General features: G+C 71.8%; 23 protein-coding genes and 2 pseudogenes. 14 read left to right on the top strand and 11 right to left on the bottom strand.

The genetic code is table 11. The features are described 5' to 3' along the window. Positions 1-210 precede the first annotated feature (210 nt). Positions 211-384: pseudogene (locus V2J85_RS41245) on the bottom strand (chaplin); the annotation flags it as partial. 472 nt (positions 385-856) lie between these two features. Here V2J85_RS41245 and V2J85_RS07940 point away from each other — a divergent pair. The 5 genes from V2J85_RS07940 to V2J85_RS07920 all read left to right on the top strand — a co-directional run bounded on the left by V2J85_RS07940 (position 857) and on the right by V2J85_RS07920 (position 6,251). Further along, on the top strand, positions 857-1,843 hold the full coding sequence (locus V2J85_RS07940) for an MsnO8 family LLM class oxidoreductase (RefSeq protein WP_330821047.1): 987 nt from the start codon (positions 857-859) through the stop codon (positions 1,841-1,843). Between the two features lie 171 nt (positions 1,844-2,014). Next, entirely contained in the window at positions 2,015-2,989 is a 975-nt protein-coding gene (locus V2J85_RS07935; protein WP_330821046.1) for an alpha/beta hydrolase, read from the top strand. A 25-nt stretch (positions 2,990-3,014) separates the two neighbouring features. Continuing rightward, on the top strand, positions 3,015-4,208 hold the full coding sequence (locus tag V2J85_RS07930) for an acyltransferase family protein (protein ID WP_261958391.1): 1,194 nt from the start codon (positions 3,015-3,017) through the stop codon (positions 4,206-4,208). A gap of 10 nt (positions 4,209-4,218) precedes the next feature. Next, positions 4,219-5,583: a sensor histidine kinase gene (locus V2J85_RS07925; protein ID WP_330821045.1), complete on the top strand. Its 1,365-nt coding sequence runs from the start codon at positions 4,219-4,221 to the stop codon at positions 5,581-5,583. Next, positions 5,580-6,251, top strand: coding sequence for a response regulator (locus tag V2J85_RS07920; RefSeq protein WP_261957594.1), 672 nt, complete (start codon positions 5,580-5,582; stop codon positions 6,249-6,251). The genes V2J85_RS07925 and V2J85_RS07920 overlap by 4 nt, the downstream gene beginning before the upstream one ends. A gap of 51 nt (positions 6,252-6,302) precedes the next feature. On the opposite strand, the gene V2J85_RS07915 is transcribed toward V2J85_RS07920, so the two are convergent. The 3 genes from V2J85_RS07915 to V2J85_RS07905 form a co-directional block, all read right to left on the bottom strand. Next, positions 6,303-7,430: a tetratricopeptide repeat protein gene (locus V2J85_RS07915; protein WP_330821044.1), complete on the bottom strand. Its 1,128-nt coding sequence runs from the start codon at positions 7,428-7,430 to the stop codon at positions 6,303-6,305. Continuing rightward, positions 7,427-8,758, bottom strand: coding sequence for an ATP-binding protein (locus V2J85_RS07910; RefSeq protein ID WP_330821043.1), 1,332 nt, complete (start codon positions 8,756-8,758; stop codon positions 7,427-7,429). The genes V2J85_RS07915 and V2J85_RS07910 overlap by 4 nt, the downstream gene beginning before the upstream one ends. Positions 8,759-8,986: 228 nt before the next feature. Further along, entirely contained in the window at positions 8,987-9,403 is a 417-nt protein-coding gene (locus V2J85_RS07905) for a hypothetical protein (RefSeq protein ID WP_261957597.1), read from the bottom strand. Between the two features lie 429 nt (positions 9,404-9,832). On the opposite strand from V2J85_RS07905, the gene V2J85_RS07900 reads away from it, so the two are divergent. The 3 genes from V2J85_RS07900 (at position 9,833) to V2J85_RS07890 (ending at position 12,498) form a co-directional block, all read left to right on the top strand. Then, on the top strand, positions 9,833-10,633 hold the full coding sequence (locus tag V2J85_RS07900; protein ID WP_261957598.1) for a TetR/AcrR family transcriptional regulator: 801 nt from the start codon (positions 9,833-9,835) through the stop codon (positions 10,631-10,633). Then, entirely contained in the window at positions 10,630-11,868 is a 1,239-nt protein-coding gene (locus V2J85_RS07895; RefSeq protein WP_330821042.1) for a cytochrome P450, read from the top strand. Before V2J85_RS07900 ends, V2J85_RS07895 begins: the two co-directional genes overlap by 4 nt. Positions 11,869-11,988: 120 nt before the next feature. Beyond that, a complete protein-coding gene (locus V2J85_RS07890) occupies positions 11,989-12,498 on the top strand; it encodes a hypothetical protein (protein WP_261957600.1) in 510 nt (169 codons plus the stop codon). A 199-nt stretch (positions 12,499-12,697) separates the two neighbouring features. Here V2J85_RS07890 and V2J85_RS07885 read toward each other — a convergent pair whose 3' ends face one another. Further along, a complete protein-coding gene (locus V2J85_RS07885) occupies positions 12,698-12,964 on the bottom strand; it encodes a MarR family winged helix-turn-helix transcriptional regulator (protein WP_261957601.1) in 267 nt (88 codons plus the stop codon). Between the two features lie 227 nt (positions 12,965-13,191). Between V2J85_RS07885 and V2J85_RS07880 the strand changes: the two genes are divergently transcribed. Continuing rightward, a complete protein-coding gene (locus V2J85_RS07880) occupies positions 13,192-14,256 on the top strand; it encodes an NAD(+)/NADH kinase (RefSeq protein WP_261957602.1) in 1,065 nt (354 codons plus the stop codon). Between the two features lie 79 nt (positions 14,257-14,335). Here the strand turns inward: V2J85_RS07880 and V2J85_RS07875 are convergent, their stop codons facing one another. The 3 genes and pseudogenes from V2J85_RS07875 to V2J85_RS07865 all read right to left on the bottom strand — a co-directional run bounded on the left by V2J85_RS07875 (position 14,336) and on the right by V2J85_RS07865 (position 17,268). Next, positions 14,336-15,712: a WD40 repeat domain-containing protein gene (locus V2J85_RS07875; protein ID WP_330821041.1), complete on the bottom strand. Its 1,377-nt coding sequence runs from the start codon at positions 15,710-15,712 to the stop codon at positions 14,336-14,338. A 28-nt stretch (positions 15,713-15,740) separates the two neighbouring features. Continuing rightward, positions 15,741-16,757, bottom strand: a complete 1,017-nt coding sequence (locus V2J85_RS07870; protein ID WP_261957604.1) for a WD40 repeat domain-containing protein — start codon at positions 16,755-16,757, stop codon at positions 15,741-15,743. A gap of 212 nt (positions 16,758-16,969) precedes the next feature. Further along, positions 16,970-17,268 (bottom strand): annotated as a pseudogene (locus V2J85_RS07865) (hypothetical protein). A gap of 289 nt (positions 17,269-17,557) precedes the next feature. Here V2J85_RS07865 and V2J85_RS07860 point away from each other — a divergent pair. Further along, a complete protein-coding gene (locus tag V2J85_RS07860; RefSeq protein ID WP_261957605.1) occupies positions 17,558-18,145 on the top strand; it encodes a TetR/AcrR family transcriptional regulator in 588 nt (195 codons plus the stop codon). Next, positions 18,142-18,969, top strand: coding sequence for an alpha/beta fold hydrolase (locus V2J85_RS07855; protein WP_330821040.1), 828 nt, complete (start codon positions 18,142-18,144; stop codon positions 18,967-18,969). The genes V2J85_RS07860 and V2J85_RS07855 overlap by 4 nt, the downstream gene beginning before the upstream one ends. A 156-nt stretch (positions 18,970-19,125) precedes the next feature. Here V2J85_RS07855 and V2J85_RS07850 read toward each other — a convergent pair whose 3' ends face one another. Then, positions 19,126-19,467, bottom strand: coding sequence for a chaplin (locus tag V2J85_RS07850; RefSeq protein ID WP_419836753.1), 342 nt, complete (start codon positions 19,465-19,467; stop codon positions 19,126-19,128). A 255-nt stretch (positions 19,468-19,722) separates the two neighbouring features. Between V2J85_RS07850 and V2J85_RS07845 the strand changes: the two genes are divergently transcribed. Both V2J85_RS07845 and V2J85_RS07840 read left to right on the top strand, forming a co-directional pair. Further along, positions 19,723-20,787, top strand: a complete 1,065-nt coding sequence (locus tag V2J85_RS07845) for a bifunctional class I SAM-dependent methyltransferase/NUDIX hydrolase (RefSeq protein ID WP_330821038.1) — start codon at positions 19,723-19,725, stop codon at positions 20,785-20,787. 33 nt (positions 20,788-20,820) lie between these two features. Next, positions 20,821-21,918: a hypothetical protein gene (locus tag V2J85_RS07840; RefSeq protein ID WP_330821037.1), complete on the top strand. Its 1,098-nt coding sequence runs from the start codon at positions 20,821-20,823 to the stop codon at positions 21,916-21,918. Positions 21,919-21,942: 24 nt separating this feature from the next. Here V2J85_RS07840 and V2J85_RS07835 read toward each other — a convergent pair whose 3' ends face one another. Together V2J85_RS07835 and V2J85_RS07830 are read right to left on the bottom strand one after the other, a co-directional pair. Next, on the bottom strand, positions 21,943-23,109 hold the full coding sequence (locus V2J85_RS07835) for a PP2C family protein-serine/threonine phosphatase (RefSeq protein WP_261957608.1): 1,167 nt from the start codon (positions 23,107-23,109) through the stop codon (positions 21,943-21,945). 100 nt (positions 23,110-23,209) lie between these two features. Next, positions 23,210-23,956, bottom strand: coding sequence for an AraC family transcriptional regulator (locus V2J85_RS07830; RefSeq protein ID WP_330821036.1), 747 nt, complete (start codon positions 23,954-23,956; stop codon positions 23,210-23,212). Positions 23,957-24,010: 54 nt separating this feature from the next. Between V2J85_RS07830 and V2J85_RS07825 the strand changes: the two genes are divergently transcribed. After that, the gene (locus V2J85_RS07825) at positions 24,011-25,297 is read left to right on the top strand and encodes an MFS transporter (protein WP_330821035.1); all 1,287 of its coding nucleotides are present in this window, start codon (positions 24,011-24,013) and stop codon (positions 25,295-25,297) included. Positions 25,298-25,334: the final 37 nt, after the last annotated feature.

Genomic DNA, 25,334 nt, shown 5'->3' with positions numbered 1-25,334 from the left:
GGGTGGTGCCGTGGCGTTGGGGCCACTCCCGGGACGACTCCCGTCCTAGCCGGCCATGCCGCCGCCGCCGGTGTGAATGCCACCGGCCGGCCGGTGGTGCTTCTTGTGGTGCTTCTTCTTCTTGTGGTGCTTCTTCTCGACGTGCTTGACGTGGTGGCGCTCGAAGTGACGGTGCTCGACGTCGTGGCGGAGAAGCACCACGTGCCGAGACTCGTTGATGCAGGTGTTGCCGAAGGCCGGGTTCAGCACACCAACGATGTCGACGGTGTTGCCGCACACGTTGACCGGAATATGGATCGGGATCTGAATGAGGTTGCCCGACACCACTCCCGGGGACCCGGCCGCAACGCCGGACGCGTCACTGTCTGCGAACGCTGCCGACATGCCGCCCAGCGCAGTGCTTGCCGCCAGAGCGGCAATAGCCGTCACTCGCGTGAAGCGTGACATAAGCAAATCTCCCGATCGATCGCGGCGGCTCGCTGCCGCCTCCTGTTATTTCCTTTCGGCAGCTCTGGGCTTCCTATGAAGGGTTTGAGATCATTTCACTCTCTTGATTCACCCTGATGGCTCGCCTTGACGCCGGTGGCCGGCAGGCTCGGGGCCGCGGTGCTGTGCGGCAGGGCCATACGGGGAACCAGTGCGACCACCCCTGCTTCTCCCCCACGGGCGTGCCCGCCGCCTTGGGGTGTCTCGCCCAGCCGGATCAGGGATACGGGTCGCGACGTCGCGGCGGGCGGACCTTCGTGAACGGCGTCGCCGGCATCAGGGCGACGGCCGCGAGCGCCGAGGAAAGGCCGATGGCGTCGAACGAGTGGATCGCCGCACCTCATCGAACACCCGTCCTTATGCTGACGCCATGATCGATGTACCCCTTTCAGCGCTGGAAGTCGCGATGGTCCAAACGGGCACCCGGGCCGAGGAGACCCTGCGCGACACCGCCCCCTTCGCTCGGGAGATGGAACGGCTGGGCTACCACCGGATCTGGTACGCCGAGCACCACCATTCCCCGGCCATCGGGGCGTTCCCGCCCGTCGTGCTGACCGCGCACGCCGCCGCCGCGACCTCGGCCATCCGTCTCGGTTCGGGCGGAGTGCTGGCGCCCAACCACGCACCCCTCATGCTGGCCGAGCAGTTCGGGGCGCTGGCCGCCCTCCACCCGGACCGCATCGACCTGGGCATCGGCCGCGGACCCGGCACCTTCGACGAGACCATCGCCCGGGCGCTACGCCGCGGGGCCGGGCCGACGACCGACGCGGAGTACCAGGACGACGTGGCCGCGGTCCTGTCCTTCCTCGTCGACGAAGTCGCACTCGACCCGCTGCCGGAACCCTGGCTGCTGGCGTCCAGCACCGCAGGTGCCGCACTCGCCGCACGCCTCGGCCTGCCGATCGCCCTCGCCCACCACATCCGGCCGGACAACACCCGAGCGGCGGTGGAGCGCTACCGGGCGGAGTTCACCCCCTCCCGCTGGTGCGAGCGTCCTCGGGTGCTGGTGTGCGTGGAGACCGTCTGCGCCGAGACGGAGGAAGAAGCCGCGTGGCGCATCGGACCGATGAACGTCGTCAAGGCCGGTCTCCTCAAGGGCCTGAGCGAGATTCCCTTCCCCACGCCCGAGGAAGCGGCCACCCACCCCTTCACGCCGCAGGAACAGCAGGCGCTGGCCGGCTTCCGCGCCCAGCAAGCCGTCGGGACACCCGAGACCGTCCTGCGCCGGCTCGGCCAACTGGCCGAGGAGACCGGAGCGGACGAACTGATGCTGACCACGCCCGTGTACGACCTCCGCGACCGCGTCCGTTCCTACGAACTCATCAAGAAGCACGCCGAGGCGACGACAGCACCGTAGGGACCATGTGTCGCGGCCGGATCGCCGATCGCCGACAGTCACGTACCTCTCATACCTGAGAGCTAGTCGGCGAATGCGCTCCCCAGCGGGACGCGGGGCAAAAGGGCTGATCCCTAGCTTCTGTGACCGGAAGTACGACCGGCTTCCGGTACGGAAGGATCGATCATCATCATGGCGTCCCGCCCGCGCACCAGACGTCCGCTGCGCACCCTGCTTGCCGTTCTTGTCGCCTCCGCCGTGGCGGTGCCCGTTTCCGGTGCGGCGCGTCCCTCGGCCGTTCCGGCGCCGGTGCCGGCCCCGCTCGCGCCGTTGCGGGCGGCCACCGCCGGGGCGCTCGCCGGGCGGTACGCCGTCAACCGTGCCGGGATCCGGGCGGCGGAGCGGATGGCCGCCCGCCACGGCGACCTGGCGCGGGCCGCCGCGCTGCGGGCCATGGCGTCGCCCGCGCGGCAGTTCCTCGCCTTCGACGGCCGCGACGGGGGCCGTACCGTCGAGGTGTTCGGCGATCTGGCGCGGGCCCGGCGGATCGCCGTGCTGGTGCCGGGCTCGGACACCGGCCTCGACACGTACGGACGGCTGCGGGCCGGTGCGACGGCGCTGCAACGGCAGTTGGGTGACCGGGCGGCCGTCATCGCGTGGCTGGGATACCGGACGCCCGGAACGGTGAGCGTCGAGGTGGTCTCGCCGGCGCGTGCGACCGCCGCCGCGCCGCAACTCCGGTCGTTCGTCGCCCGGTTGAGGCCGGCGGTGGGTGCGGGAGTGCGGATCACCGTGTTGTGCCACTCGTACGGGTCGGTGGTGTGCGGCCGGGCCGCGGCCGGGCTGGCGGTGGGGGACATCGTGCTGTACGGCAGTCCGGGCACCGGGGCCGACAGTGTGGCCGGGCTGCACACCCGGGCGAGGGTGTGGGCCGGGCGCGGGGACGACGACTGGGTGGCGGAAGTGCCGCACGGGCGGCTGCAACTCCCCTTCGCCACCGTGGGGTTGGGTGCCGACCCGGTCTCGCGTGGGTTCGGCGCCCGGGTGTTCGCGGCGGGTGCGGGCGGGCACAGCGACTACCTCAAGCCCGGTTCGCTGTCCCTGGCCAATCTCGCGCGGATCGTCGACGGGCAGGCCCCGGTCGGGAGGGGCCGCCGTGCTGCGTGAGGTCGTCCGGCGGGTCAGCGCCGCCCTGCGCCACCTCGTCCGGCGGATCGATGCGGCGACCCCGGTCGGCCGTGACCGGACCGTCGACGCGCTGCGCGCCCTCGCCATCCTCGGGGTCGTGCTCGGACACTGGACGGTGACCGCCCTGGTCGCCGACAGCGGTACGGTGCGCGCCGTCAGCCCGCTGCACTTCCTGCCCCAACTCACCCCGATTTCCTGGGTGTTCCAGACGCTGGCGGTGTTCTTCCTGGTGGGCGGGCAGGTGGGTGCGCAAAGTTACGCCGCGGCCCGGGCCCGCGGCGAGTCGTACGGGCGGTGGCTCGGCGCCCGGCTGTCCCGGCTGTTCCGGCCGGTCGCGGCGGTACTGGTGGTGTGGAGCGTGGTGGTCGCTGCGCTGCTCGCCTCCGGGGTGCGGCTGGAGACCGTGCATACGCTGGGCAAGCTGGTGCTGTCGCCGCTGTGGTTCCTGCTGGTCTTCACCGCGTTGACGGCCGCGACACCACTGGTCGCCGGGCTGCACCCGCTGTGGCCGCTGGCCGTCGTGCTGCATGTCGATCTGATCCGGTTCGGCCTGGGCGGGCCCGGGTGGCTCGGGTGGCTCAACGTGGCCGCGGGGTGGCTGGTCCCGTACTGCCTGGGGGCGGCCTGGGCGCGGGGCGGGCTGCGGGACCGCACGACCGGGTGGACGCTGCTGGTCGGCGGCGCCGCCGTCACCGCCGGGCTCGTCGCGTGGGGCGGCTATCCGGCGTCGATGGTCGGGGTGCCCGGTGCCGCGATCTCCAACCTCAACCCGCCCACCCTCGCCTCCGTCACCTTCGGACTGGCCCAGTGCGGGGCGGCCCTGCTGCTCGTCGAGCCGCTGCGGCGGGCGCTGCGGCGCCCTGTGCTCTGGGCGGCGGTGGCGCTGATGAACCTCTCGGCGATGACGGTCTTCCTGTGGCACCAGACCGCGATGATGGCGGTGACGGCGATCGGGCTGCTCGCCGGTGACCCGCTGCCCGGCCTGCACACGATGCCCGACGGGGCCGGCTGGGTGCCGGCCCGGCTGGGCTGGCTGCCGGTGTTCGCGGTGGCGCTGGGCGTGTGCTGGGCGGCGTTCCACCCCTACGAGCAGGGGCGGCGGAAGCGCCGCGGTGGCGGCCGGGTCGTACGCGAGCGGCCAGCCGTTCCGTCGGGGGAGTGCCCACCCGCCGCGGTGGCGGAGGCCCGGCGTGTCTAAGGTGACGTCCGTGAAGACGGGGGGATGGCGTGGCCGGCGGCCGCAGCTCGGGGCGCCGCTGCGGGGACTGCGGGCGCTGCGGCGGCTGCCGCGTACGCTGGGCGAGGACCTGTGCACGACCCGGGGCGCGCCGCTGCCGCGCCTCCCGGGGCCCAGCTGGCTGGACTGGCTGCCGGCGTTCGGGACGCTGTGGGTGCTGACCGCCGGGTTCCTGGCCGCGTTCGCCGTGGACTCGCTCCACGGCTGGCACGGGATGGACGACGGCTACGCCCTGCTGTTCGGTGGGGGCGAGGCGGTGGCGCTCGTCGTCGCGATGGTCCGTCCGGTGCCCGCCTGGTGGGCGGTGACCCTCGTCATGGTCGTCGTGGCGCGGGCCTCCGAGGCGAACGTCGACCCGGACGTGGTGTTCCCGTGGACGGTCGAGGGGATCGCCACGCAGAGCGGGGTGTTGCTGCTGCTGGCGTTCCGGCACCGGCTCCGGGTGGCGGTCGAGGCGCTGGTGATCACCCTCGTGGCGGGGGTGGTCTGCGCCGGCTTCGTCACCCGGCCGCACAATTTCGACGTCGGTCGCGCGGTACCGGTCCTGATCACCGCGGTGGTGGTCGGCGCCGCGCTGCGCGGCCGCTGGGTGGCTCGGGCCGAACTCGCCGAACAGGAGGTGCTCACCGCCGAGGAGCGGGCCCGGCGCACCCTCCTGGAGGAGCGCAGCCGGATCGCGCGCGAGCTGCACGACGTGGTCGCCCACCACATGTCCGTCATCTCCATCCAGGCACAGGTCGCCCCGCACCTGGTCGAGAATCCGTCGGACGAGCTGCGGGAGAACCTCGCGGGCATCCGGGAGAACGCCGTCGAGGCGCTGGCCGAACTGCGGCGCGTCCTGGGCGTGTTGCGCTCCGAGGAGGCCCTGGCCCACGGGACCCGGCACGCCCCGCAGCCCACCCTCGACCGACTGGACGAGCTGATCGGCAAGGTGCGCGACGCCGGGGTCGAGGTCACCGCCGAGTCGACGGGCACACCGCGGCCGCTGGCACCGGGCGTGGAGCTGTCGGCGTACCGCATCGTGCAGGAGGCGCTGAGCAACGCGATGCGGCATGCGCCGGGCGCGGCCGTACGGGTGACCCTCGGCCACCACCACGAGGGCCTCACCCTGCGGATCACCAACTCCGCGCCGACCGGGCCCGTCCCGCGTTCACCGGGTTCCGGGCACGGGCTGCTCGGGATGCGCGAACGGACCGCCATGCTCGGCGGCGAGCTGGCCACCGGCTATGCGCCAGACGGCGGTTACGAAGTCACCGCGTACCTGCCCGCCGACGCCGCCCGGCCCGCCACCACCCTTCCGACCCTCGCTCCGGCTCCCGCAAAGGACACCCCGTGACGACCATTCGCGTGCTCATCGCCGACGACCAAGTGATGGTCCGTCAGGGCTTCACGGTGCTGCTCAACGCGGAGCCGGGGATCGAGGTGGTCGGTCAGGCCGTGGACGGCCTCGACGCGCTCGACAAGATCGCCGAACTCGCGCCGGACGTCGTCCTGATGGACGTCCGGATGCCCCGGCTCGACGGCATCGAGGCGACCCGCCGGATCACCGCACCTGCCGGCGCCACCGTCAAGGTCCTGGTGCTGACCACCTTCGACCTCGACGAGTACGTGTACGAGGCGTTGCGCGCCGGCGCCTCCGGGTTCCTGCTGAAGGACGCCTCGGCGGCGGAACTCGCCCACGCCGTCAGGGTGGTGGCGTCCGGGGACGCGCTGCTCGCCCCGAACATCACCAAGCGGCTCATCACCGAGTTCTCCCGCGTCACCCGCACCACGCGGGCCCCGCTCAAGGCCCGGGCCGGCGATCTGACCGAGCGGGAGACCGAGGTGCTGTCCCTGATCGCCCAGGGACTGTCGAACGGCGAGATAGCCGAGAGCCTGGTCGTGGCGGAACAGACGGTCAAGAGCCATGTGGGCCGCATCCTGACCAAACTGGGCCTGCGCGACCGGACGCAGGCCGCGGTGTTCGCCTACGAGACGGGGCTGGTGCGGCCGGCGGGCTATTGAGCCGTGGCGGCCGGAGCTCCTTGCCGCTCAGGGGCGAAGGCCGCCGTTGCGTCAGCGGGCCCTGGGCCGGTCGAACCAGACCGTGGCGAACGTCGGCACCAGTCCTGCCCAGAACAGCACCTGCGGCAACGGCCGTTCGGTCCAGGGGATTTCGGCGATCAGCAGGGCACACAGCACGGCCCAGGCCGCCTGGGCCACCACGACGCGGGACCATCCGTGGCGGCGGATCAGTGACCGCACGTTGAGCCGGACGCCGGCGCGCCGCCGCCGGTAGCGCAGCAGTCCGCCGACGAGCCAGATGGCGGTCATCGGCACGAGGTACCACAGGCGCTGGCCGAGCGGCAGTGGCAACTCCCGCTGCACCTCGCCGTCGACCGCGAACAGGTCCACCATCGCCCCGGCGAGGCCGACGCAGAGCAGGGCGAGCCACCGCACCCCGCGCAGCATGCGGTACGTCGCCCGGTCCAGACCGCGCTGGAGCTCGGCGGAGTCCGGTACGGCGGCGAGCCCGCCGGCGTACAGGTCGGCGGCCTGGGCGGCCCGGACGCCCGGGGCCTCGGCGGCCTTCCGGGTCTGCCGGGCCAGGGCCTCGGCGTGGGTGGGGTCGATCCGGAGAATGGCGCGGTTGAGCTGCTCGGCGAGCGTCCGGTCGCCCGAGAAGTCGGCGATCTGCTGGGCGACTTCGTGGGCGTAGACCTCCTCGGGGCCCAGCCGCAGCGCCTCCCTGGCCAGCTCGGCCGCCTCGCGCAGGACCTCGGCCATGTCCTCGTGCCGGAGTTCCCGGGCGCCGGTCGCCCGGGCGTGCCGGACCATGGACATCCGGCTCACGGCGTTGGCGAGCATCGCGTAACCCAACCAGTGGTGCGGGTCGGCCCGGACCGCCTCGCGCAGTACGGGCTCCGCCTCGCGCCAGGCCCTGTCGGGTATCCGGGTCAGCGCCCGGGCACGGAGGATGAGCCCGCCGAAGTCCCCGGGCGCCAGCTTGAGCGCCTCGTCGGCGGCGTCCAGGGCACGTTCCGGCTGCTGGGTGTTGAGATGGCAGTAGCCGATCTTGATCCAGGCGCCGGTGTCGTCGGGGTTCTCGGCGAGGTGCTGGGCGAGCAGGGCCAGGGCCTGGTCGTAGCGGTCGAAATCGATGAGGGCCTGGGCCTTCTCGATCGCCGGATGCACTGTGGTCACAGCTTGCGCCTCTTCTTCAGATAGGCCACGAGGTCGTCGTACATCCCGCCGTCGTTGGCGTACATCGCCACATTGCGGGCGGCCGCGAACCACGGCTCGGTCGACGGCGCGATCTGCCCCGCCGCGGTCAGCAGGTCCGCCATCCCGATCAGGCGTACGGTCCCGGTACGCGCCGAGTCCAGCAACGCGTGCTCGGCCGCCGCCTCGCAGACATGGGCCAGATCGGCGCCGGACAGGCCGTCCGTGGCCTTGACGAGCTTGCCGAGGTCGACGTTCTCGATGGGCCGTTCCCGCAGGTGGTAGCGGAGGATCGCCTCCCGGGCCGGCGCGTCGGGCGGCAGCACCAGCAAGGTCCGGTCCAGCCGGCCGGGCCGGCGCAGGGCGATGTCCACGTCCCAGGGCACGTTGGTGGCGGCGAGCACGAACACGCCCTCGTTCGCCTCCGCCTCGACGCCGTCCAGCTCGGTCAGCAACTGGTTGACGGTGTTGCGCATACCGGCGCTCTGCGTACGGCTGCGCTTGCCGCCGAGCGCGTCGAGTTCGTCCAGGAAGACCACGCACGGGGCCTGGCGGCGGGCCGTCTGGAACAGCTCGTGCATATTGCGCTCGGAGTTGCCGATCCACATGTCGAGCACGTCGTTGACCGACACGGACAGAAAGCTCGCCCCGAGCTCACCGGCGACGGCCCGCGCGATGAAGGTCTTGCCGCAGCCGGGCGGCCCGTACAGCAGGAGTCCGCCGCGCAGACTCTTGCCGTACAGGCGGCGCAGCTCCGGATTGCGCAACGGCGCCAGGAAGGCCGCCTCCAGCCGCTCCTTGACCTGCTGCATGCCGCCCACGTCGGCGAGCCGGACGGTTCCCGGCCGCTCCACCTCCCAGGCGGCCGCCTCCCCGGGATCACCGCTGCCGTCGACGCTGAGCGGCGCCTCCACGAACCGCGGCGGCACGGCATCACCGACCTGGTCCTCGGCGGCCTTCCAGTCGAAGGTGGGGCGGGAGGCCGGGGTGGGGCCAGGGGCTGGGGTGGGGGTGGAGGCCGGGGCTGGGGGGCCGGCCGGGACGTCCGGTCCCAGGGGCTGCGGTGTCGACGGAAGCGCGGCCTCCCGGGGCTCGGGCGCCGAAGTCCCCGTGAGGGCCCGGGTCATCAACTCCCGTGCCTGGGAGTCGGTGGGCGCGTGCTGCAGTGCCACCGCCACCTCGCCCACCGCGGCGTCGCCGAGTCCCGCGGTCAGCAGCAACTCGGCGAGGTGCAGCCGCAGGGGTACGTCATCGGGCGCCGCGGCAACGGCCGAACGCATGCTCTGTATGAGGGGGGATTCCGCCGACATGGCCCACACTTTACGGAGCCCGCGCGCGCGGCCGGCGAGTGGCCCGGCTGAACCGGTGTCAGCGCGTCCGGGGGCGGCTTCTGGGGGCTGCAGAAGCCGATAGAGCCGTCATTCCCACGGCGCCGGTGGTGAAGGTCTGGGATGAGCCGACGGTGCCGCGACTGTGGGCCTCGCGTCCAGACGTCAACCCGTTGTCCCACCAACACTGTTGAGGCGCCCTCCATGGGGTCATACCTTGGCCCACCTGCCATCAAGGTTGAATGCATGGATCGGCGTCTCGAACTGCACGCTCCATTGACCCATGGAAAAACCACCCAAGACCAGTTTCACGTTTTGGGTCTCCAGAGCCGAAGTGGGATCGGCCGCTGAGACAGTGCGCAAGTTGGCATCGAGTTCCCGCGGAGGGATGGGGAAGTTCGAACTTTCCAGGACGCCGGCGTCCAACTGCTGGCTGCTGTTGGAAGTTGAGATGCCGGTGACGTCCGAACTGAAGAAATTGAATGCTCCTGCGAAGGTACTCCCGAGGCCCGAGACCCCGGTATCGATGAATCGCTGGAAATCGAACCGTATTTGGGGGCTTCCGTTGACGTCTTCGATCTCCATGCGCACCGGGAAGAGCCCTACCTTGTCAGTCGGCACGAACATGATTCTCTCCCTTTCGCTGCGAATCCTCTCCGTCGGAGAAGGTGGTGGCGCATAAATCAGCGTCAGGCAGTTATTCACTGTGGAAACCAGTTCTGCTCTCATGGAACGCCGGATGGGTATGAACCGCCAGTCGGCCTTGCCGGGGCGCAGCCAGGGATTTGGGTGCCGTCCGTGGGGATGGTTGAACGGCGGTCCCCGAATATGCGCGGACGGTCAGCCATGGCTGGCGTCCGCCGCGGACCGTCCGCGTACGGCGCAGCTCCGGTGCGCGACGTCGGCCTACCCCACCGCAGGGCCGCACAGGGCTGCTGGGCAGGCGTCCAAGGCGCCCCACCCCGTCCAGCGAGCGACCGCCCCCCGCCCCGATGACCGGGCCCTGAGATAGTGATCGCTATTGACATAGTGAACACTATCTGTAGTGTGGAAAGCATGAGCGCGGATGCCGATCACACCCCGAAGCGCCGGCCGACCAGGGCGGAGGCCAAGGCCCGCACCAGACGGCTGCTGCTCGACGCCGCGGCGCGCACGTACGCGCGCAAGGGGTTCGCCGGTGCCTCCGTGGAGGAGATCGCCGAGGCGGCGGGATTCTCCATCGGCGCGGTCTACTCGAACTTCGGCAGCAAGGACCGGCTGTTCGTGGAGCTGCTCAAGGAACGCGCGAGCGAGCAGGTGTCCCGGGCGACCGAGATCGTGGCCCACGCGCAGACCGGCGACGACCCGGTCCCGGCACTCGGCCGGCTGCTGGCGAACGCCGCCGACAAGGACCCGGACTTCGCTCCCCTCCAGGCCGAGTTCTGGCTCTACGCGGTGCGCAACCCCCCGCTGCTGGAAACGCTGGCGGAGGAGCTGCGCGGGCCCCGGGCCGAGCTGTCGAGCCTCATGGGCAAAGCGCTGGAGCACATCGGGGCGCAGCCGACCGTGTCCGCCGATGCGGTCGCCACCATCGCGATGGCGCTCTTCCAGGGGCTGCTGCGCCAGCGCCGGATCGACCCGGCCAGCGTGCCGGACGAGCTGCTGGGCCAGGCGATGCGGTGGCTGTTCGCCGGCATCGCGGCCAACGGCACCGCGGCCGGTACCCCGCTACCGGGGGCTGCCGCTGCCGATGCCCGGATTGCCGCGGCCACCGCGCCCGGAACCCAGGCCCCGGAGGCCACCGCACCCGCAATCCCGGCTCAACCCCCCGAGCCGACACCCCCCAACTCGCCCGAGCACGACGAGGAGATCCGATGACCCACGTCGACGCCACGGCCGCACTGCCGTCGCTGCAGGACCTGCTCGACCCGCGCCATCAGGCCGACCCCTACCCGCTCTACTCCCGCTGGCGCACGCAGGCGCCGCTCGCGCGCCTCGACGAGCAGCTCTTGGTGCTCACCCGGTACGAGGACTGTGCCGCGGTCCTGCGCGACGGACGGTTCGGGCACGCCGACACCGACGACCCCCGCTTCACCGGCCGGGCCCGCCCGGCGCTCGAAGTGCTGGTCGATGAGGACGGCCGCCCCGTGCGCGGCTTCCTGGGCCTCAATCCGCCCAGTCACACCCGGCTGCGCTCCCTGGTCTCCCAGGCGTTCACCCGGCGCCGCGTGGAGCTGCTGGCACCGCGGATCGAGGAGCTCACCACCGAGCTGTTCACCGCCATGGAGCGCGCGCCCGGACCGGTCGACCTCATCGAGGGCCTGGCCACGCCCCTGCCCGTAGCGGTGATCAGCGAACTGCTCGGCGTGCCCGACGCCGACCGCCACCGGATGCTGATGTGGTCGCACGCGGTGGCGCGTGCTCTCGTCCCCGACTTCCTCCTCCCGCCCGGCGCCGCCGAACAAGAGGCGCAGGCCCGCCGGGAGTTCACCGACTACCTGCGCGAACTCGTCGTCGAGCGGCGTCGTGCACCGGGTGACGACCTGCTCTCGGCGCTGGTCGGCGTGCACGACGGCGGCGACACCCTCACCGAGAACGAACTGCTGGCCACCTGCACGCTGTTGCTGATCGCCGGTCACGAAACCACCGTCAACCTGATCGGCAACGGCACCCTCGCCCTGCTGCGCCACCCCGACCAACTGGAGCGGCTGCGCAGCGACCCGGACCTGACCGACAACGCGGTCGAGGAGCTGCTGCGCTACGACTCGCCGGTCCAGCTGACCGTCCGCTTCGCCCTGCAGGACGCCGAGGTCGCCGGGGTCCCGGTGCCGGCGGGAAGCACGCTGTTGCTGCTGGTCGGCGCGGCCAACCGCGACCCCGCGGCGTACGAGCACCCCGAGCGGCTGGACATCGGACGCACGCCCGTACGGCACCTCGCGTTCGGCCAGGGCATCCACTTCTGCCTCGGTGCTCCGCTCGCCCGCCTCGAAACGCGGATCGCCCTGCGGATGCTGCTTCAGCGCGCCCCACAGGTCCGTCTGGCCGGCGAGCCCGAATGGAAGGACCACATCACCCTCCGCGGCCTGCGCCGTCTCCCGCTCTCACTCGGCTGACGACCCCTCCCGGCGGCTGAGCAGGCGACCCGGCACCGTCCACGTCACCTGCACCCCCTGGGCCCCCACGCCACCCCACCCACCGCTCGCTCCGCCGCCGCATCAGCCCCGGAGGCAGCCATGCCCACTCCGACGCGCCACCCTCCGCCCGGCCCCCTCAGCAGCACTCCGGCACCCCGGCCCCCAGTCCCGGGCCCCGGGAGAAGGCACCTGGTCAAGCCCTACCTCGCCTACCTCGCCGCCGGGCTCGTCCTGGGCGTCACCTGGGCCCTGAACGAGGGCACGCCGCCGTGGGAGCACGCGGCGAAGCTGCTGGTCCTCCTGTTCGTCGCCGCCCCGCTGTTGCACCTGGCCCGCCGACGCCGTGCGGCCCGACGCGCGGATCACCGGGCCCTGCACCGCCAGGCGCCGCCCCACCAGCCCCACCTGTCCTTCGTCCGGCTGGCCGTCGCCAAAATCTCCTTGCTCGCCCTCGCGCTCGGCGCCGCCTGGTTGCTGGACGGCCGGTTCGACCACCCCGACCTCGCCGTCGCAGTCGGCCTGACCGCCGTCGTCAGCATCCTCGGTCCGCTCCTCCACCGCTTCCTGCTGGTACGCGCTCCGGACGCGAGCCCGGACGCCCGCCCATAGGGCAGGCCGTAGCCCAAGGCCCCGACGCACCCATGCCTGGCCGGCCGTCGCAGACCGTCTTCGGCCCGGCTCCCTCGCTGCTCAATCTGGCCCGCTCGCTGCTCGATGCGGCGCTGTCGCGCGGCGACGGCGCCTGGCTCGACGTCAGCGGAACGGCTGGGCACCGGCGTCACCTCCATCGGCTGCCCCGGGCCACGACCTACTCCTTGCCGCTTCCGTGTGCGGACCGGTCGGGTCGGATCGACCGGTAGCCGGGGTGTACTCCCGGGCTGAGCCCGTGCTGCTCGGCCATGCGCCGGAGCAGTGCGCTCAGCTGCCGGTGCTCCTCAGGGGAGAGCGCCTCGCGGACGTGCCGCTCGTGAGCCGCGCCCGCCTTGCCGAGCTCGGCCGGCAACCGTTCGCCCTGTTCGGTCAGGGGCAGTGCGTGCAAGCGCCGGTCGCTGGGGTTCTTGCGGCGTTCGATCAATCCGCGCTCCTCCAGTTCGTCGCCGGCGGCCGCATCACCCGGTAGCCGCGAGGCTGGACCGCGCCGTGGCCAGGTCGTTCCGGGAGACCCGGCAGCCCATTAGGATGCCCGCGAATATCCATAAATGGCTCTATATCTGACGCCATCGGTCCGTGAGTGGCGGTGTTCGGCAGCGCTTCCATGGCCAGGCGCAGGCGAACAGGGCACCCGGAGGGAAAGGACGCTGGGTGAGCGTGCAACGGGTGGGCGTCGTCGTCCACGGGGGGCGTCCCGGCGCCGTGGCGGCCGCCGATGTGGTGCGACGGTGGTGTGAACGTCACGAGGTCGGCTGCGTCGCCATCGACGTGTGGGGCGAGGGCGAACAGCGGCGGGACGCGAGGGAGGAGGTCGACGCCGCCGGCAGCCCCGATCTGATCGTCACGCTCGGCGGAGACGGTACCTTCCTGCGCGGAGCCCGCCTGGCCGCACAGAACGACGCGCTCGTCCTCGGCGTCGACCTGGGCACCCTCGGCTTTCTGACCGAGGTCCCGGCCGACGACGTCGAGTGCGCGCTGGACACCATCCACCGCGGCCACGTGGACGTCGAGACCCGCCTGATGCTGACCATGCGGGCGTCCTGTCCGCTGGAGCTCCCCGAGGGAATGGAGACGCTCCTGCGTTACGGGCGGGGCCCCGCGTTGCCGCCTCCGCCGGTCCGCCCCGAGTGTGCCGTCGCCCGGGACTGGGGGGTGGCCCTGAACGTGACGGCCCTCAACGACATCGTCCTGGAGAAACTGGCACGCGACCGGCAGGTCGCCCTCGGCGTGTACCTCGCGGGCCGACTGCTCGCCTCCTACTCCGCCGACGCCGTCCTGGTCGCCACACCCACCGGCTCCACCGCCTACAGCTTCGCCGCCGGCGGCCCCGTCATCTCTCCGCGGGCCGAGGCGATCATCTTCACTCCCGTCGCTCCGCACATGACCTTCAACCGCTCGGTGGTGGCCGCCCCCGACGAGGCCGTCGCCCTCCGTGTCCTGCGACATTCCGGCCGCGCGGCGGTGAGCGTCGACGGCCAATTGCGCGGCGTGCTGGGACCGGGGGACTGGATCGGTGTCTACGCGGCTCCCCAGCGCCTGCGCGTCGTGCGGCTGGGACCCACCGACTTCTACGGCAGGCTGCGCGAGCGGATGCGCCTGACCGATGCCCCCGCGGCCGTCGACACCGACGTCACCCCCATGTGGCCGCACACCACCCCGGCCCCCGACGACCTCGCCCACCTGCGGCTTCCGCCACTGCCCGCGGACGTCGACTGATCTGTCCCACCCCGGCCCCGACGGCTCCGTGAATCCAGCCCGTCTGCCGCCGTCCGCCGCCGTCCGCCGCCGCCTGGCGTCAGCCGATGGCGCCTGGCGGCTCGGGCACGGTCAGGCCCGCGAGGAACCAGGCCTCGATGGTCTTGTTGACGGTCACCAGCGCCCGCCCGTCGGGGGTGAACGACACGATCTGGCGGTTGGGGTCCGCCCAGAGCGTCCGGGCGGTCGCGTCGAAGAGCACCGAGCCGTTGCCCGTCGGGACGAAGGCGTACGGGCCGCGTTCGGTCCACACGGCGCGGGTGCCGAAACCGGCGAGGACCGAGTGCGTGCTGATCTTGACCGGGAACTCCGTCGGCCGGATCAGCTCACCGACCGTGGGCGAGGGACCGAGACTCACCACCTGGGCGGCGGGTGCGGCGTCGTCGGCCGCAACACCCACCGCGAACACGGCGGTCCCGTCCGGGGACAGGGCGAGGGCGTGCACATGGCTGAGCCGGGTCGGAGCGGTGGCCAGCACGGTGCCGCCGTCGACCTCGCGGACCACCACGCGGCCCTTCGGCGACGTGTGCGCCAGCTGCCGGCCGCTGGTGTCCAGCGCGACGGGACCGAACGCCTCCTCCTCGGCCGGAACGGTGAGCACGCTGCAGCCGGTCTCCGCCTTCAGGACGGCGACCCGGCCCGACTCGCAGGTGCCGGCGGCCACTCGGCAGCCGTCGCCGCTGAAGCCGATCCGGACGGGGTCGTCCATGCCGAGGCTCACCTCGTCCTCGTCATCGTCCTCGAAGTCGTCTTCGAAGTCGTCCTCGTCCTCGAAGTCGTCCTCCTCCCCGTCCTCCTCATCGTCGTCCCGGTCGGCGGACCCGGAGGACATCGGAAGGGTCCACAACTTCTCCCCGGCCTCGGCGGACCAGGCGTACAGGCGGCCTTCGACAGACGTCACCACGATCCGACCGTCCGGGCCGACCTGCATGTCATGGGGCTCGTCGTGATAGTGGGCTCCGTTGAGGAACCAGGTCAGCCGGTCCTTCTCCACGGTGTCCCAGCGGACGATGTCGCCGCCGCTGTGGTGCCACTCGGCCGCCGCGCCCAACGCCACCCAGGACAGGCCGGAGGGCACCGCCACCGCGGTCGCTCCGTAAGGGAAGGACGCCTCGTCGAGCCCCGTCTCCTCTTCCGCTTCCTCTTCCTCCTCCTCGCCCCTCTCGTATTCACGCTCGGAGGCATCAAGGTGTCCGAGGTGGCGCACCCCGGCGAGGGAGTGGTACGGACGTACGTCGCCCGCCCTCCACTGGGCCCACCAGTCGTCCGGCATCGGGCGCTGCTGCGCGGGCCAGGCCAGCACCCGCGGCGCGACCGCAGCCAGTCCTTCCTCGTCCAACTCCGCGAGGAGCAGGCAGACTTCACGCCAGACCTGCTTGGTCGGGCGCGCCTTCAGCAGTTCGTCAAGGGAGCTCATCGCAACGGCGTCCTACGTGGTGCGGCGGTCAGGGGAGGGGGTGGGCGTGCACACCGTCGTCGGGTGACGCGATCACCAGGGTGCGGCCGTCGGGTGTGAGCGTGGCGGCGGTCCGCGGACCGGGGACGCCCACGGAGCGCACGGCGGAGCCGCCGGCGAGGTTCCAGACGGTGACGCGGGTCCGGTCCACGATCGGCACGCGCGGTTCGGCGCCGCACCATACGGGCCGCAGGTTGATCCGGTCGACGCGTTGATCGGTCGGCAGAACCACCGGTTCCGGGACGTCGGCCGGGTGGTTCAGGTCGACGACCGTGGCCACCGTTTGCTCCGGGCGGACGCCCACCACCGCGAGCGCGGCACCGTCCGGACCGAATGCCAGGCCGTTCGCCCAGCGGATGCCGGTACGGTGCTCGGCGTGCGCGCCGCTGCCGATGTCCTGCACGACGACGGCCTCGTCCTCCCTCAAGAGCGAGCGGCGAGGACGGCAGAAGGCCAGGCGCGAGCCATCCGCGCTCAGGGCGACGGTTCCTTCGCCCACCACCCGGTCGTCATAGGCGAGGTCCTTGAAGGCCTCGTGGATGTCGTGGCGGACACACCGGGTCTGTGCGTCCCAGACGACGACGTTCTGGGTGAACGCGTTGGCGGTGGCGAACGACCCTCCACCGACCGCGACTTGGGCGAGAGGCAGGTCGAGCGATCCACCGCTGCCGAGCATGCCCAGCGGCCATCGCTCGCCGCGCCCGTCGAGCGCCCAGCGGTGGATGGAGTTGCCGCTGACCATGGCGGTCAGCGCCGACCCGTCGGGATCGAAGAGGAGATCGAGGACGTGTCGACGATCGGGGACGGCCAGGCGGGTCACGGCCCCCTCCGCCAGCACCAGCACCTCGGTGAGCTCGGGGAACCACGGCGCGGCCGTCGCGATCGCCGTCCGGCTCAGATCCGCGGTGACCGCGACCGCGGTGATCCGCTGGGGGACGGGCGAACGCGCGGGGAGAGGACGCGGCGTCTCCAGATCTTCGGGCGCAAGAAGCCGTCGGACCGACATGGCAACTCCGATCGGCCGTGTTGATCAACAAGTCGCCGAAATTATAAGGACCGTGACTGACAATCGCCGGCCGTCCCGGAATCCCACCGCGCGACGGACCGGCCCCCAACCCATGGGCGAAGAGGTGGGCGTCTTCTGGTCGTTGAGGGCTTCGAGTCTGTGATGTTGCTGCAGCTGCCGCGTTGCACCGATGTAAGCGCCCGCAGTTCTCCTCACGTTCCGAGGGCGTCCGTGCCCGCACCCGGCCGTCGCACCATGGAGACGTCGATCGGGTCCTGAGCCGCGACGGTGCATCCGTGACGCTCGTACAGCTGCCGGGCGGCGCTGCCCTGCAGGACGTTCAGGCGGACGGGCACGCCGTCGGCATCGATCCGGGCAAAGAGAAGGAATCCCGCAGCCGCTGCCGGACCCGATGTACGTCGAACCGTCCCAACCGCTCCAGGTCCGGGCGCATCACCGTTGCCCGCAGCTCCGCGATCGGCTCGACGTCCGCCGGCCGGGCGGAACGCAGTGCCCACTCCACCGGACGGCCCGACTCGTTCCCCGGCCCCAGCCGCCCCGTCTGGCGCGGCCGTATCGCGTCCGCCCTCGCACCCGTATCCATGGCCGGAGTATGCCCATGGCGCCCGCTGCCGCAGTCCGGGAGGGGGCGCCGTCCGGCGCGCGATATCGCCGGCGAGGCACTTCCTAATCATGCTAGGTTTCTTCCTAGGGCTCCTAGGAAGAGCTCGCCCGGAGCCCGGCGGCGGAAACCGACCGGGGTTCAAGTCCTGGGCCCGGAACAAAAATGTGGAGGCTGCATGGTGCGCGCGGGGCTCAATGCCGACAGGCTGACGCGGGCGGCCGCGGAGATGGCCGACGAGGTCGGGATGGACAAGGTCACGGTGTCCGCGCTCGCGCGGCACTTCGGTGTCAAGGACGCCAGCCTGTACTCGCACCTCAAGAACCGCCGTGACCTGTGTGTCCGGGTGGCCCTGCTGGCGTCCGAGGAGATGATGGACCGGATCGCCGCGGCGGTGGCGGGCCGCTCCGGCAAGGCCGCGCTCGTCGCCTTCGCCAACGCCTACCGGAACTACGCGCTGGAACACCCCGGCCGTTACGCGGCGACCCAGATTCAGCTCGATCCCGACGAGGTCGGTGACTCCACCGGACCGCGCCGCAGCGTCGAGCTCACCTACGGCATGCTGCGCGCCTACGACCTCACCGAGCCGGACCTGACCGACGCCGGCCGTCTGCTGCGCAGCACCTTCCACGGCTACATCCACCTGGAGTTGAGCGGGGGCTTCGGCCACCCGCGCGCCGTCCAGGAGTCCTGGTCCCGTTCCCTCGACGCACTGCACGTGCTCCTGGAGAACTGGCCGACCCGATCTGAGGGGGAAGAAGAATGAACGAGCCCACCACCGGCACCCTCGACGTGCCCGGTGCCACCCTCCATTACGAACTGCGCGGCCGCGGCCCGGTACTGCTGCTGATACCCGGCGGCGCCGCGGACGCCGGACTGTACACGGCCATGACCGACGATCTGGCCGCCCGCTACACCGTGGTGTCCTACGACCCGCGCGGTCTGTCCCGCAGCCGCCTCGACGGTCCGGTCACCGACCAGCGGGTCGAGGTGTGGAGCGACGACGCCCACCGGCTGCTGGAACTGCTCTCGCCGCACGAGGCGGCGTCCGTCCTCGGCAGCAGTTCAGGCGCGATCGTCGCCCTCGACCTGCTCGCCCGGCACCCCGAGCGGCTCCACCGGGTCGTCGCCCACGAACCGCCGCTGCTGGAGCTCCTCTTGGACCCCGCCCCGCACCGGGCGCTGTTCGCCGACGTACGCGAGACGTTCCGTACGCAGGGCGTCGGCGCGGCGATGGCGCGCTTCAGCGAGGGGCTGGGAGGCCGGCCGGACGACGGCGGGGCGGTGACCGAACTGCCCCCGGAGATCCAGGAGATGGCTCCGCGGATGCACGCCAACCTGCCGGTCTTCCTGGAGCACGTCCTGTGTCCGTTCTCGGGCTCCGCACCCGACGTCGCCGCACTGCGGCGGGCCGCGGACCGCCTGGTGCTGGCGGTCGGCCGGGACTCGCGTCCGCAGGAGGCGCTGTACGGGCCGGCCACCCGGCTCGCCGAAATGATCGGCGGAAATGTCGTGGAATTCCCCGGTGGGCACGTCGGCTGCACCGAGTACCCGAAGGAGTTCGCCCGGCAACTGCTGGACGTGCTCTGAGAGAACACCCGGAGGTGCTCCGGAAAAGCACCGGGCCGCACCATGCTCTGCATGGTGCGGCCACGGAACGCCGCCCGAAAGCGGGCCGATCCCGCCGGGAACAGTGGAAGGGCTGTCGGAGGAAATTCGGCCCGGGTCCGGTCGAGGCGGTGCCGGCTACTTGCTGTGGCTGTGGTGCTTGGAGCCGCTCTTGCCGTGGTGGCCCTTCTTGTGCTTCCCCTTGAAGTCGTGGTGGTGGTAGTGCTTGACGACGCGGTGGATGATCACACGCCGCTCCAGGCCGTTGATGCAGTTGTTGCCGAAGGCCGGGTTCAACAGGCCCACGATGTCGACGGTGTTGCCACAGACATTGATCGGAATGTGGATCGGGACCTGAATGAGATTGCCCGACACCACCCCCGGTGAACCAACAGCGCCGCCGGCTGCGTTGCTGTCGGCGAATGCAGCCGATGTACCGCCCACAGCGGTGCCTGCCGCGAGAGCAGCCAGAGCGGTCATCCGCGTGATCCGTGACATACCGAACCTTCCGATTAATGCAAGCGACCCTTTGCCGCTTCCTGTCCTCCCCTTCGGCATACACGTGCTCAAAGTGAGGCCGGTGGAGCACTTTTCACTCATCCGAGTGGGAATGCGCACGGGGCGGTGAGGGCGATACCGATGTGTCCAGGGGACGTTCACTCGGACGTGCCGAGGTGAAGACTGGCCACGACGGGCTGACGGCGGGCCGAGCAGAGCCGGAAGGTGGGACGTGTAGTGGGGCACATCGCACGGGAGGAATGGGATGCGCACTACGGCGACGGGAAGTCCTTCCGTCCGCTCGGCGACACGGAACGGGCGCTGCTGCATGCCCTCGTGCCGGCACCGGACGGTGGCGGCCGGGCACTGGACGTGGGGTGCGGGCAGGGTGAGCTGGCCCGCCACCTGGCGGCCGACGGGTATGAGGTGGACGCGGTCGACCACGCCCCGGCCGCCCTCCGGTTCGCCGCGGCAGCCCAGCCACCCGCACCGGACAGGACTCCGGCTTCGGCCGGCGTGCGCTTCGTCCGGTGCGACATCGAAAACGACGCGCTGGACGATCTTCGTGCCGCGTACGACCTGATCACCCTGCGCCTGTCCCTCGCGTTCCTCCGGGACCGCACCCGCGTCCTGAACCGGCTGCGCGAACGCCTGCGTCCCGGTGGCGCCCTTGCCGTCATCACTCCCCTCGCCGATTCCGTGCCCGACGACAGGCGCGAGATCGCCCTCGACGAGGCGGAGATCGCGCTGCTGACCGCCGGCTGGCGCAGCGTCGAACGCCGGGACGCCGAAGGGCTCGTCGTCCTCGTGCTGCGCACTCCGGTCTGCGAGCCGGTGGCGTACGGCAACAAGGGGCGCCCTTCCCCGCATGCGCTGACGGGCGCCGGCGTGGTGGTCACGGACGCGGCCGGCCGGGTGCTCCTGGGGCACTCCGTCCGAGGGCGCTGGGAACTTCCGGGTGGGAAGAACGACGCGGACGAGTCGTTCACCGAGGCCGCCGTCCGGGAGCTGGCGGAGGAGACCGGGCTCCGGGCCGAGCCCGGCGACGCACGGCTGCTGGCGATCCTGATGGACTCCACCCACGGCATCCCGCGCCTGACCGCCGCCGTGCGGGTCACCGCCTTCACCGGCGAGCCGGTCGTACGGGAGCCCCAGCTGATCCGCCGCTGGGAGTGGCACGAGGTCCACGACCTACCGGCGCTGGCCTCCGGGCTGTTCACGCCGAGTGCGCACGTGTTGGACACGGTCTGGCCCGGTCTCCTGCCCGACCTGCCGCCCGTTCACCGCCACCCGGTGGTTTGACCCTCGCTTGCGGGCCTACGACAGAATCGCCGCATGATGGATCGACACCTCACCCATGCCGGCGAACCGCTGGCCGAACTCGCCCTTCGTCTCCGCGCGGCGGAGACCGGAGGCTGGACCGAGGACGGCGCCCGCGCCCTCGTCGAAAGCCTGGGACGGCGGTGGGACGAGGTCAGGGACCAGGCGTCCACGAGCGGTGACGGGACCCGCGATGCGGAAGCGGGTGATCTGCGGCTGCGTCCCGTCGGTCCGGCCGAGGAGCGGTATGTCGAGAAGGAGGCCTATCTCGAACTCGTGGCGAGCCTGACGACGACCACACCCCATGCCGGACCCGCGCCCGCGCCCGACCCTGTGCGGCAGGCGGAGATATTCCGTGCCGCGAAGGACGAACTCTTCGACGAGCTCGGCGAGCCGTCGGCCATCGGCTCGTACGGTTCCATGGGCCCGTACTTCGCCCCCACTCCGGCCTGGGGCGCGCCGTTCCTGCGCTGGCGGGGGAAGCGGGACACCCTCGAACTGCGGGCGGGCAGCCGCGGGCCGGAACTCGTCCTCGCGCCCACCGCACCGGGCGAGAACTGGCTGTGGAGCCTCGGCCACGGCGAAGAGCACGCGATCAGCGGCTACTTCGGCAGCCGGCCGGGCCCCGCCAACGCCGGTCTGAGCCTTCCCGGCCGCTGGTCGGCACGGAGTTGGGAGACGCTGACCGACGCGCTGGCGGCCTTCTTCACCACCCTGCCCGCCGAGTTCGCCGCGCTCGGCATCGCCCGGGTCATCCCGGTCTACGGCAGGGTCGGCGGCTCCGCACCGATCCTGTTCGACATCGACGCCGATGACCGCCTGATGCTGGCCTCCTACGCGGAACGCGATATCGACCCGGCATCGTTCGGCTGGGGCACCGTGGCCGAGCACCCCAAGAGCCGGGACACCTGGCAGAACGAGTACGACCCGGAGTGGCGCTTCGACGCGGGCGGCCCCGGGGAGCCGCGCGGCCGCGCACTGGCGGAGATGGTCGTGGCGACGGCCCGTGCGGAAGGGGTGGCGTCCCCGGACGACCTGCTGATCGGCGGCGAGGGCGAGGACATCCGTCCGTACGCGGTGCGGTACTACGGTCTGGGGCTGGCCACCGTCTGATCCCCATCGCCCCCGTGCACCGCCTCAGCCGGGGGAACCGTCGGTCTGGCTGAAGATCTGCAGGCGGTGGCGGGGCTGGGGGACGGGCGTGCGCTGGATGGCGATGAGCGCCGCGTCGTCACCGAGGTGCCCGCTGCAGTGGGCGAGGAGATCGCGGCGGATGTGGTGCAGGAGTGCCTCGGGGTCGCACCTGGGCCAGCGGGCGACGCGCTGGGCGAGGGGGTAGAAGGTGCCGTTGCGGTCGCGGGCCTCGGTGACGCCGTCGGTGTACAGCAGCAGCGTGTCACCGAACTCGAAGGTGATCTCGTCGACGGGGTGGCTGCCCGTCCCCATTCCGCCCATGCCCAGCGGGGGAGCCGGGTGGGGGCTCGGGACGGGGGCGACATGTCCCTGGCTCAGGAGCAGGGGCGGAGGGTGCCCGCAGTCGGTCATCCGGGTCGCCGGGCCCTCGTCGGGGATCTCCAGCAGCAGCGCGGTGATGAAGTGCTCGGGGATGTCGCGGTCCGACTCGATGAAGTCGGTCAGATAGCGGCAGACACTGCGGTCCAGTGCGGCGGCGAGGACGGGCAGCGTCAGGTTCTGGTGGGCCGTCTCGCGGAAGGCGCCGAGCAGCAGGGCGGACTCGCCGATGGCGGCCAGGCCCTTTCCCCGCACGTCACCGATGATCAGCCGGGTGCCGGTGGCGGTACGGGTCGCGGTGTACAGATCACCGCCGATCTCGGCCTCCTCCTCGGCGGCCAGGTAGAACGAGGCGATGTGCAGCGGGCCGATGCGGTGGGGGAGCGGACGGAGCAGCGCCTTCTGGGCGGCCTCGGCCACCGACCGTACCTTCGCGAGCTCCTGCCGGCGTCGTTCGCGCACCACGCAGAAGAACACGATCATGGCCGAGAGCGCGGCCAGGGCGAGCACCTGCACCATCACATTGCGTTCAGTGAAGAGCACGCCGAAGTGCAGCCCGATGTACGCCTGGGCCAGCACGGCCAGGAATCCGACGAGCCCGGTGAGCCAGGGGCCGGCGAACGAGGCGGTCAGCGCGGGCGCGACGACGAGCAGCGGCCCCAGATGGACATCGGCGGGGACCATGATGTCGACCAGCGTGATCACCGCGATGAGGACAAGCGGAATCAGGACCAGCGCATGGCTGGCTTGCCACGGCTGCCACAGACCGCCAAAGCGCCGCCGGAGGCCCACGCCTTCCACTCTGCACCCAGAGCGCCCGACTCTGCACCCAGAGCGCCCGACGGACGACTGCGGCCGGAGCCGCCCTTCCCGGGGACCAGGTGCGAGAACCTCAGGAGCGGCGGTTGTGGGTGCCCGGCGTGTATCCGAAGGAGCGGCGGAAGACGTCGATGAAGGCGCTGGTGGAGGACCAGCCGCAGCGGTGGGCGACGGTGGTGACCGGGGTGTCGTCGGCCAGCATCCGCAGCGCGTGGTAGAGGCGTGACTGGGTGCGCCACTGCGGAAAGGTCATCCCCAGTTCCGAGCGGAAGAGGCGGCTGAGGGTGCGCTCGCCGGCGCCCGTCGCGGTGGCGAGGGCGGCCAGGGTGCGCGGCTCCGCCGGATCCTCGTGGAGGAGCGCGCAGACGGCCGCCAGCCGCGGGTCGGTGGGGGAGGGCAGATGAACGGGCTGCTGCGGAGAGGCCCGCAACTGGTCGCGCAGGACGGCGCGCAGGCGGCGGCGTTCGGGGCCGGTGTCGTCGGGGGCGGTGGTGTAGGCGCGGATCAGTTCGCGGAGCAGTGGGCTGACGGCCAATACGGTCGGGGTGTCCAGGCCGAGCGGGTTGTCGGTGGCGGGCAGGCCGACCAGGTGGAGGTCGAGGTGGCCGTGCGCGCGGTGGGCGTGCACGGTTCCCGCCGGGACCCAGATGGCGCGGGTCCCGGGCGCGAACCAGGTGCCGGCGTCGGTGGTGACGGCCACGACACCCGAGCCCGCGTAGACGATCTGGTGGTCGTCGTGGCGGTGCGCGTCGATGCTCTCTCCGGCGGCCAGCGACTGGACACGGGTACAGGCTTCCGGCAGATGGCGGATGTTCGACATGGATTGGCAATTTATCGGAAGCGCGACATGCGGGGGTGCCGCGACGATCGAGGCGTGACCACGACCCACCACCACACCACTGCCCCGCGCACCAGCCCCCTCACGCTCCTGTCCCTCGGGCACGCCTGCGTGGACGTCTACCAGGGAGCGGTCGCCGCACTGGTGCCGTTCTTCGTCTCCGAACGCGCCTACACCTACGCGGCGGCCTCCGGCATCGTGCTGGCCGCCTCGCTGCTGTCCTCGGTGATACAGCCGCTGTTCGGCGCGCTCACCGACCGGTGGGCCCTGCCGTGGCTGCTGCCGGTGAGCACCCTGCTGGGCGGCGTCGGCGTCGCCCTGAGCGGCATCGTCGGCTCCTACGCCCTCACCCTGGCCGTGGTCGCCGTCTCCGGCATCGGCGTGGCCGCCTACCACCCCGAGGCGGCGCGCGTCGCACGCCACGCCAGCCGCGGCAGTCACACCGGGATGGGCTGGTTCTCCCTCGGCGGCAACCTCGGCTTCGCGGCCGCCCCGCTGCTGGTCTCGGCCGTCATCACCACGGGCGGCCTGCACGCCTCCCCGCTCCTGGTCGTCCCCGCCGTCGCCGGCGCCGCACTGTGCACGGCCGCCCTCCGCGCGACGCGGGCCCGGGATGCGGCGGCAACTTGCCTGTCCCCGACCGGAGTTGTCGCCCAATCCGCCACCGCCGGCAGTCCGGACGACGTGGCCGGCAGCCGTGACGACTGGGCGTCCTTCGTCAAACTGTCCGGGGCCATCGTCTGCCGCTCGATCGTCTTCGTCGGCCTGAGCGCCTTCATCTCGCTCTACGTGCGCCAGCGCACCGGCGGAGGCGACGTCTCCGGCACCGCCGCCCTGTTCGTGCTCTACCTCGGTGGTGCGGTCGGCACGGTGGCCGGCGGCAAACTCGCCGGACGCTACGGCCGCATCCGGGTCGTCCAGTGCTCCTACGCGCTGACCGTCCTCGCCGTGGCCGGTGTCGTCCTGGTCCCCGGCCCGCTGCTCTACGTACTGGTCGCCCTCACCTCGGCCGGCCTGTACGTGCCCTTCTCCCTGCACGTCACCCTCGGCCAGGACTACCTGCCCCGGCGCGTGGGCACGGCCAGCGGCGTCACCCTGGGCCTGACCGTCAGCATCGGCGGCATCGCCAGCCCCCTCCTCGGTGCCGTCGCCGACGCCACCTCCCTCCGGACCGCCCTCACCCCCCTCATCGCCCTGCCCGCCCTCGGCTGGCTCCTCCTCCGCACCTTGCACGAGCCCGCGATGCCCGAGGCGATCGCGAGTGGGTCGCCCTCCGGGGCGGTGTCCCCAACAGCGTCCGGGGAAGGCCGACTTCAGCCGTAGGACGTAGGAGGGGGGTCCCGGTCGGCGGCATGATGGG

The organism is Streptomyces bugieae (genome assembly GCF_036352915.1).
Taxonomy (GTDB): Bacteria; Actinomycetota; Actinomycetes; order Streptomycetales; family Streptomycetaceae; genus Streptomyces; species Streptomyces endophytica.
This window is presented reverse-complemented; position numbering and strand designations above follow the sequence as displayed.

Excerpts from the sequence above, each read along its gene's own strand:
- V2J85_RS07940 (WP_330821047.1), top strand. The coding sequence starts at position 857 with ATGATCGATGTACCCCTTTCAGCGCTGGAAGTCGCGATGGTCCAAACG.
- V2J85_RS07935 (WP_330821046.1), top strand. The coding sequence starts at position 2,015 with ATGGCGTCCCGCCCGCGCACCAGACGTCCGCTGCGCACCCTGCTTGCC.
- V2J85_RS07910 (WP_330821043.1), bottom strand. The coding sequence starts at position 8,758 with ATGTCGGCGGAATCCCCCCTCATACAGAGCATGCGTTCGGCCGTTGCC.
- V2J85_RS07905 (WP_261957597.1), bottom strand. The coding sequence starts at position 9,403 with ATGTTCGTGCCGACTGACAAGGTAGGGCTCTTCCCGGTGCGCATGGAG.
- V2J85_RS07900 (WP_261957598.1), top strand. The coding sequence starts at position 9,833 with ATGAGCGCGGATGCCGATCACACCCCGAAGCGCCGGCCGACCAGGGCG.
- V2J85_RS07895 (WP_330821042.1), top strand. The coding sequence starts at position 10,630 with ATGACCCACGTCGACGCCACGGCCGCACTGCCGTCGCTGCAGGACCTG.
- V2J85_RS07890 (WP_261957600.1), top strand. The coding sequence starts at position 11,989 with ATGCCCACTCCGACGCGCCACCCTCCGCCCGGCCCCCTCAGCAGCACT.
- V2J85_RS07875 (WP_330821041.1), bottom strand. The coding sequence starts at position 15,712 with ATGAGCTCCCTTGACGAACTGCTGAAGGCGCGCCCGACCAAGCAGGTC.
- V2J85_RS07870 (WP_261957604.1), bottom strand. The coding sequence starts at position 16,757 with ATGTCGGTCCGACGGCTTCTTGCGCCCGAAGATCTGGAGACGCCGCGT.
- V2J85_RS07860 (WP_261957605.1), top strand. The coding sequence starts at position 17,558 with ATGGTGCGCGCGGGGCTCAATGCCGACAGGCTGACGCGGGCGGCCGCG.
- V2J85_RS07855 (WP_330821040.1), top strand. The coding sequence starts at position 18,142 with ATGAACGAGCCCACCACCGGCACCCTCGACGTGCCCGGTGCCACCCTC.
- V2J85_RS07850 (WP_419836753.1), bottom strand. The coding sequence starts at position 19,467 with ATGACCGCTCTGGCTGCTCTCGCGGCAGGCACCGCTGTGGGCGGTACA.
- V2J85_RS07840 (WP_330821037.1), top strand. The coding sequence starts at position 20,821 with ATGATGGATCGACACCTCACCCATGCCGGCGAACCGCTGGCCGAACTC.
- V2J85_RS07830 (WP_330821036.1), bottom strand. The coding sequence starts at position 23,956 with ATGTCGAACATCCGCCATCTGCCGGAAGCCTGTACCCGTGTCCAGTCG.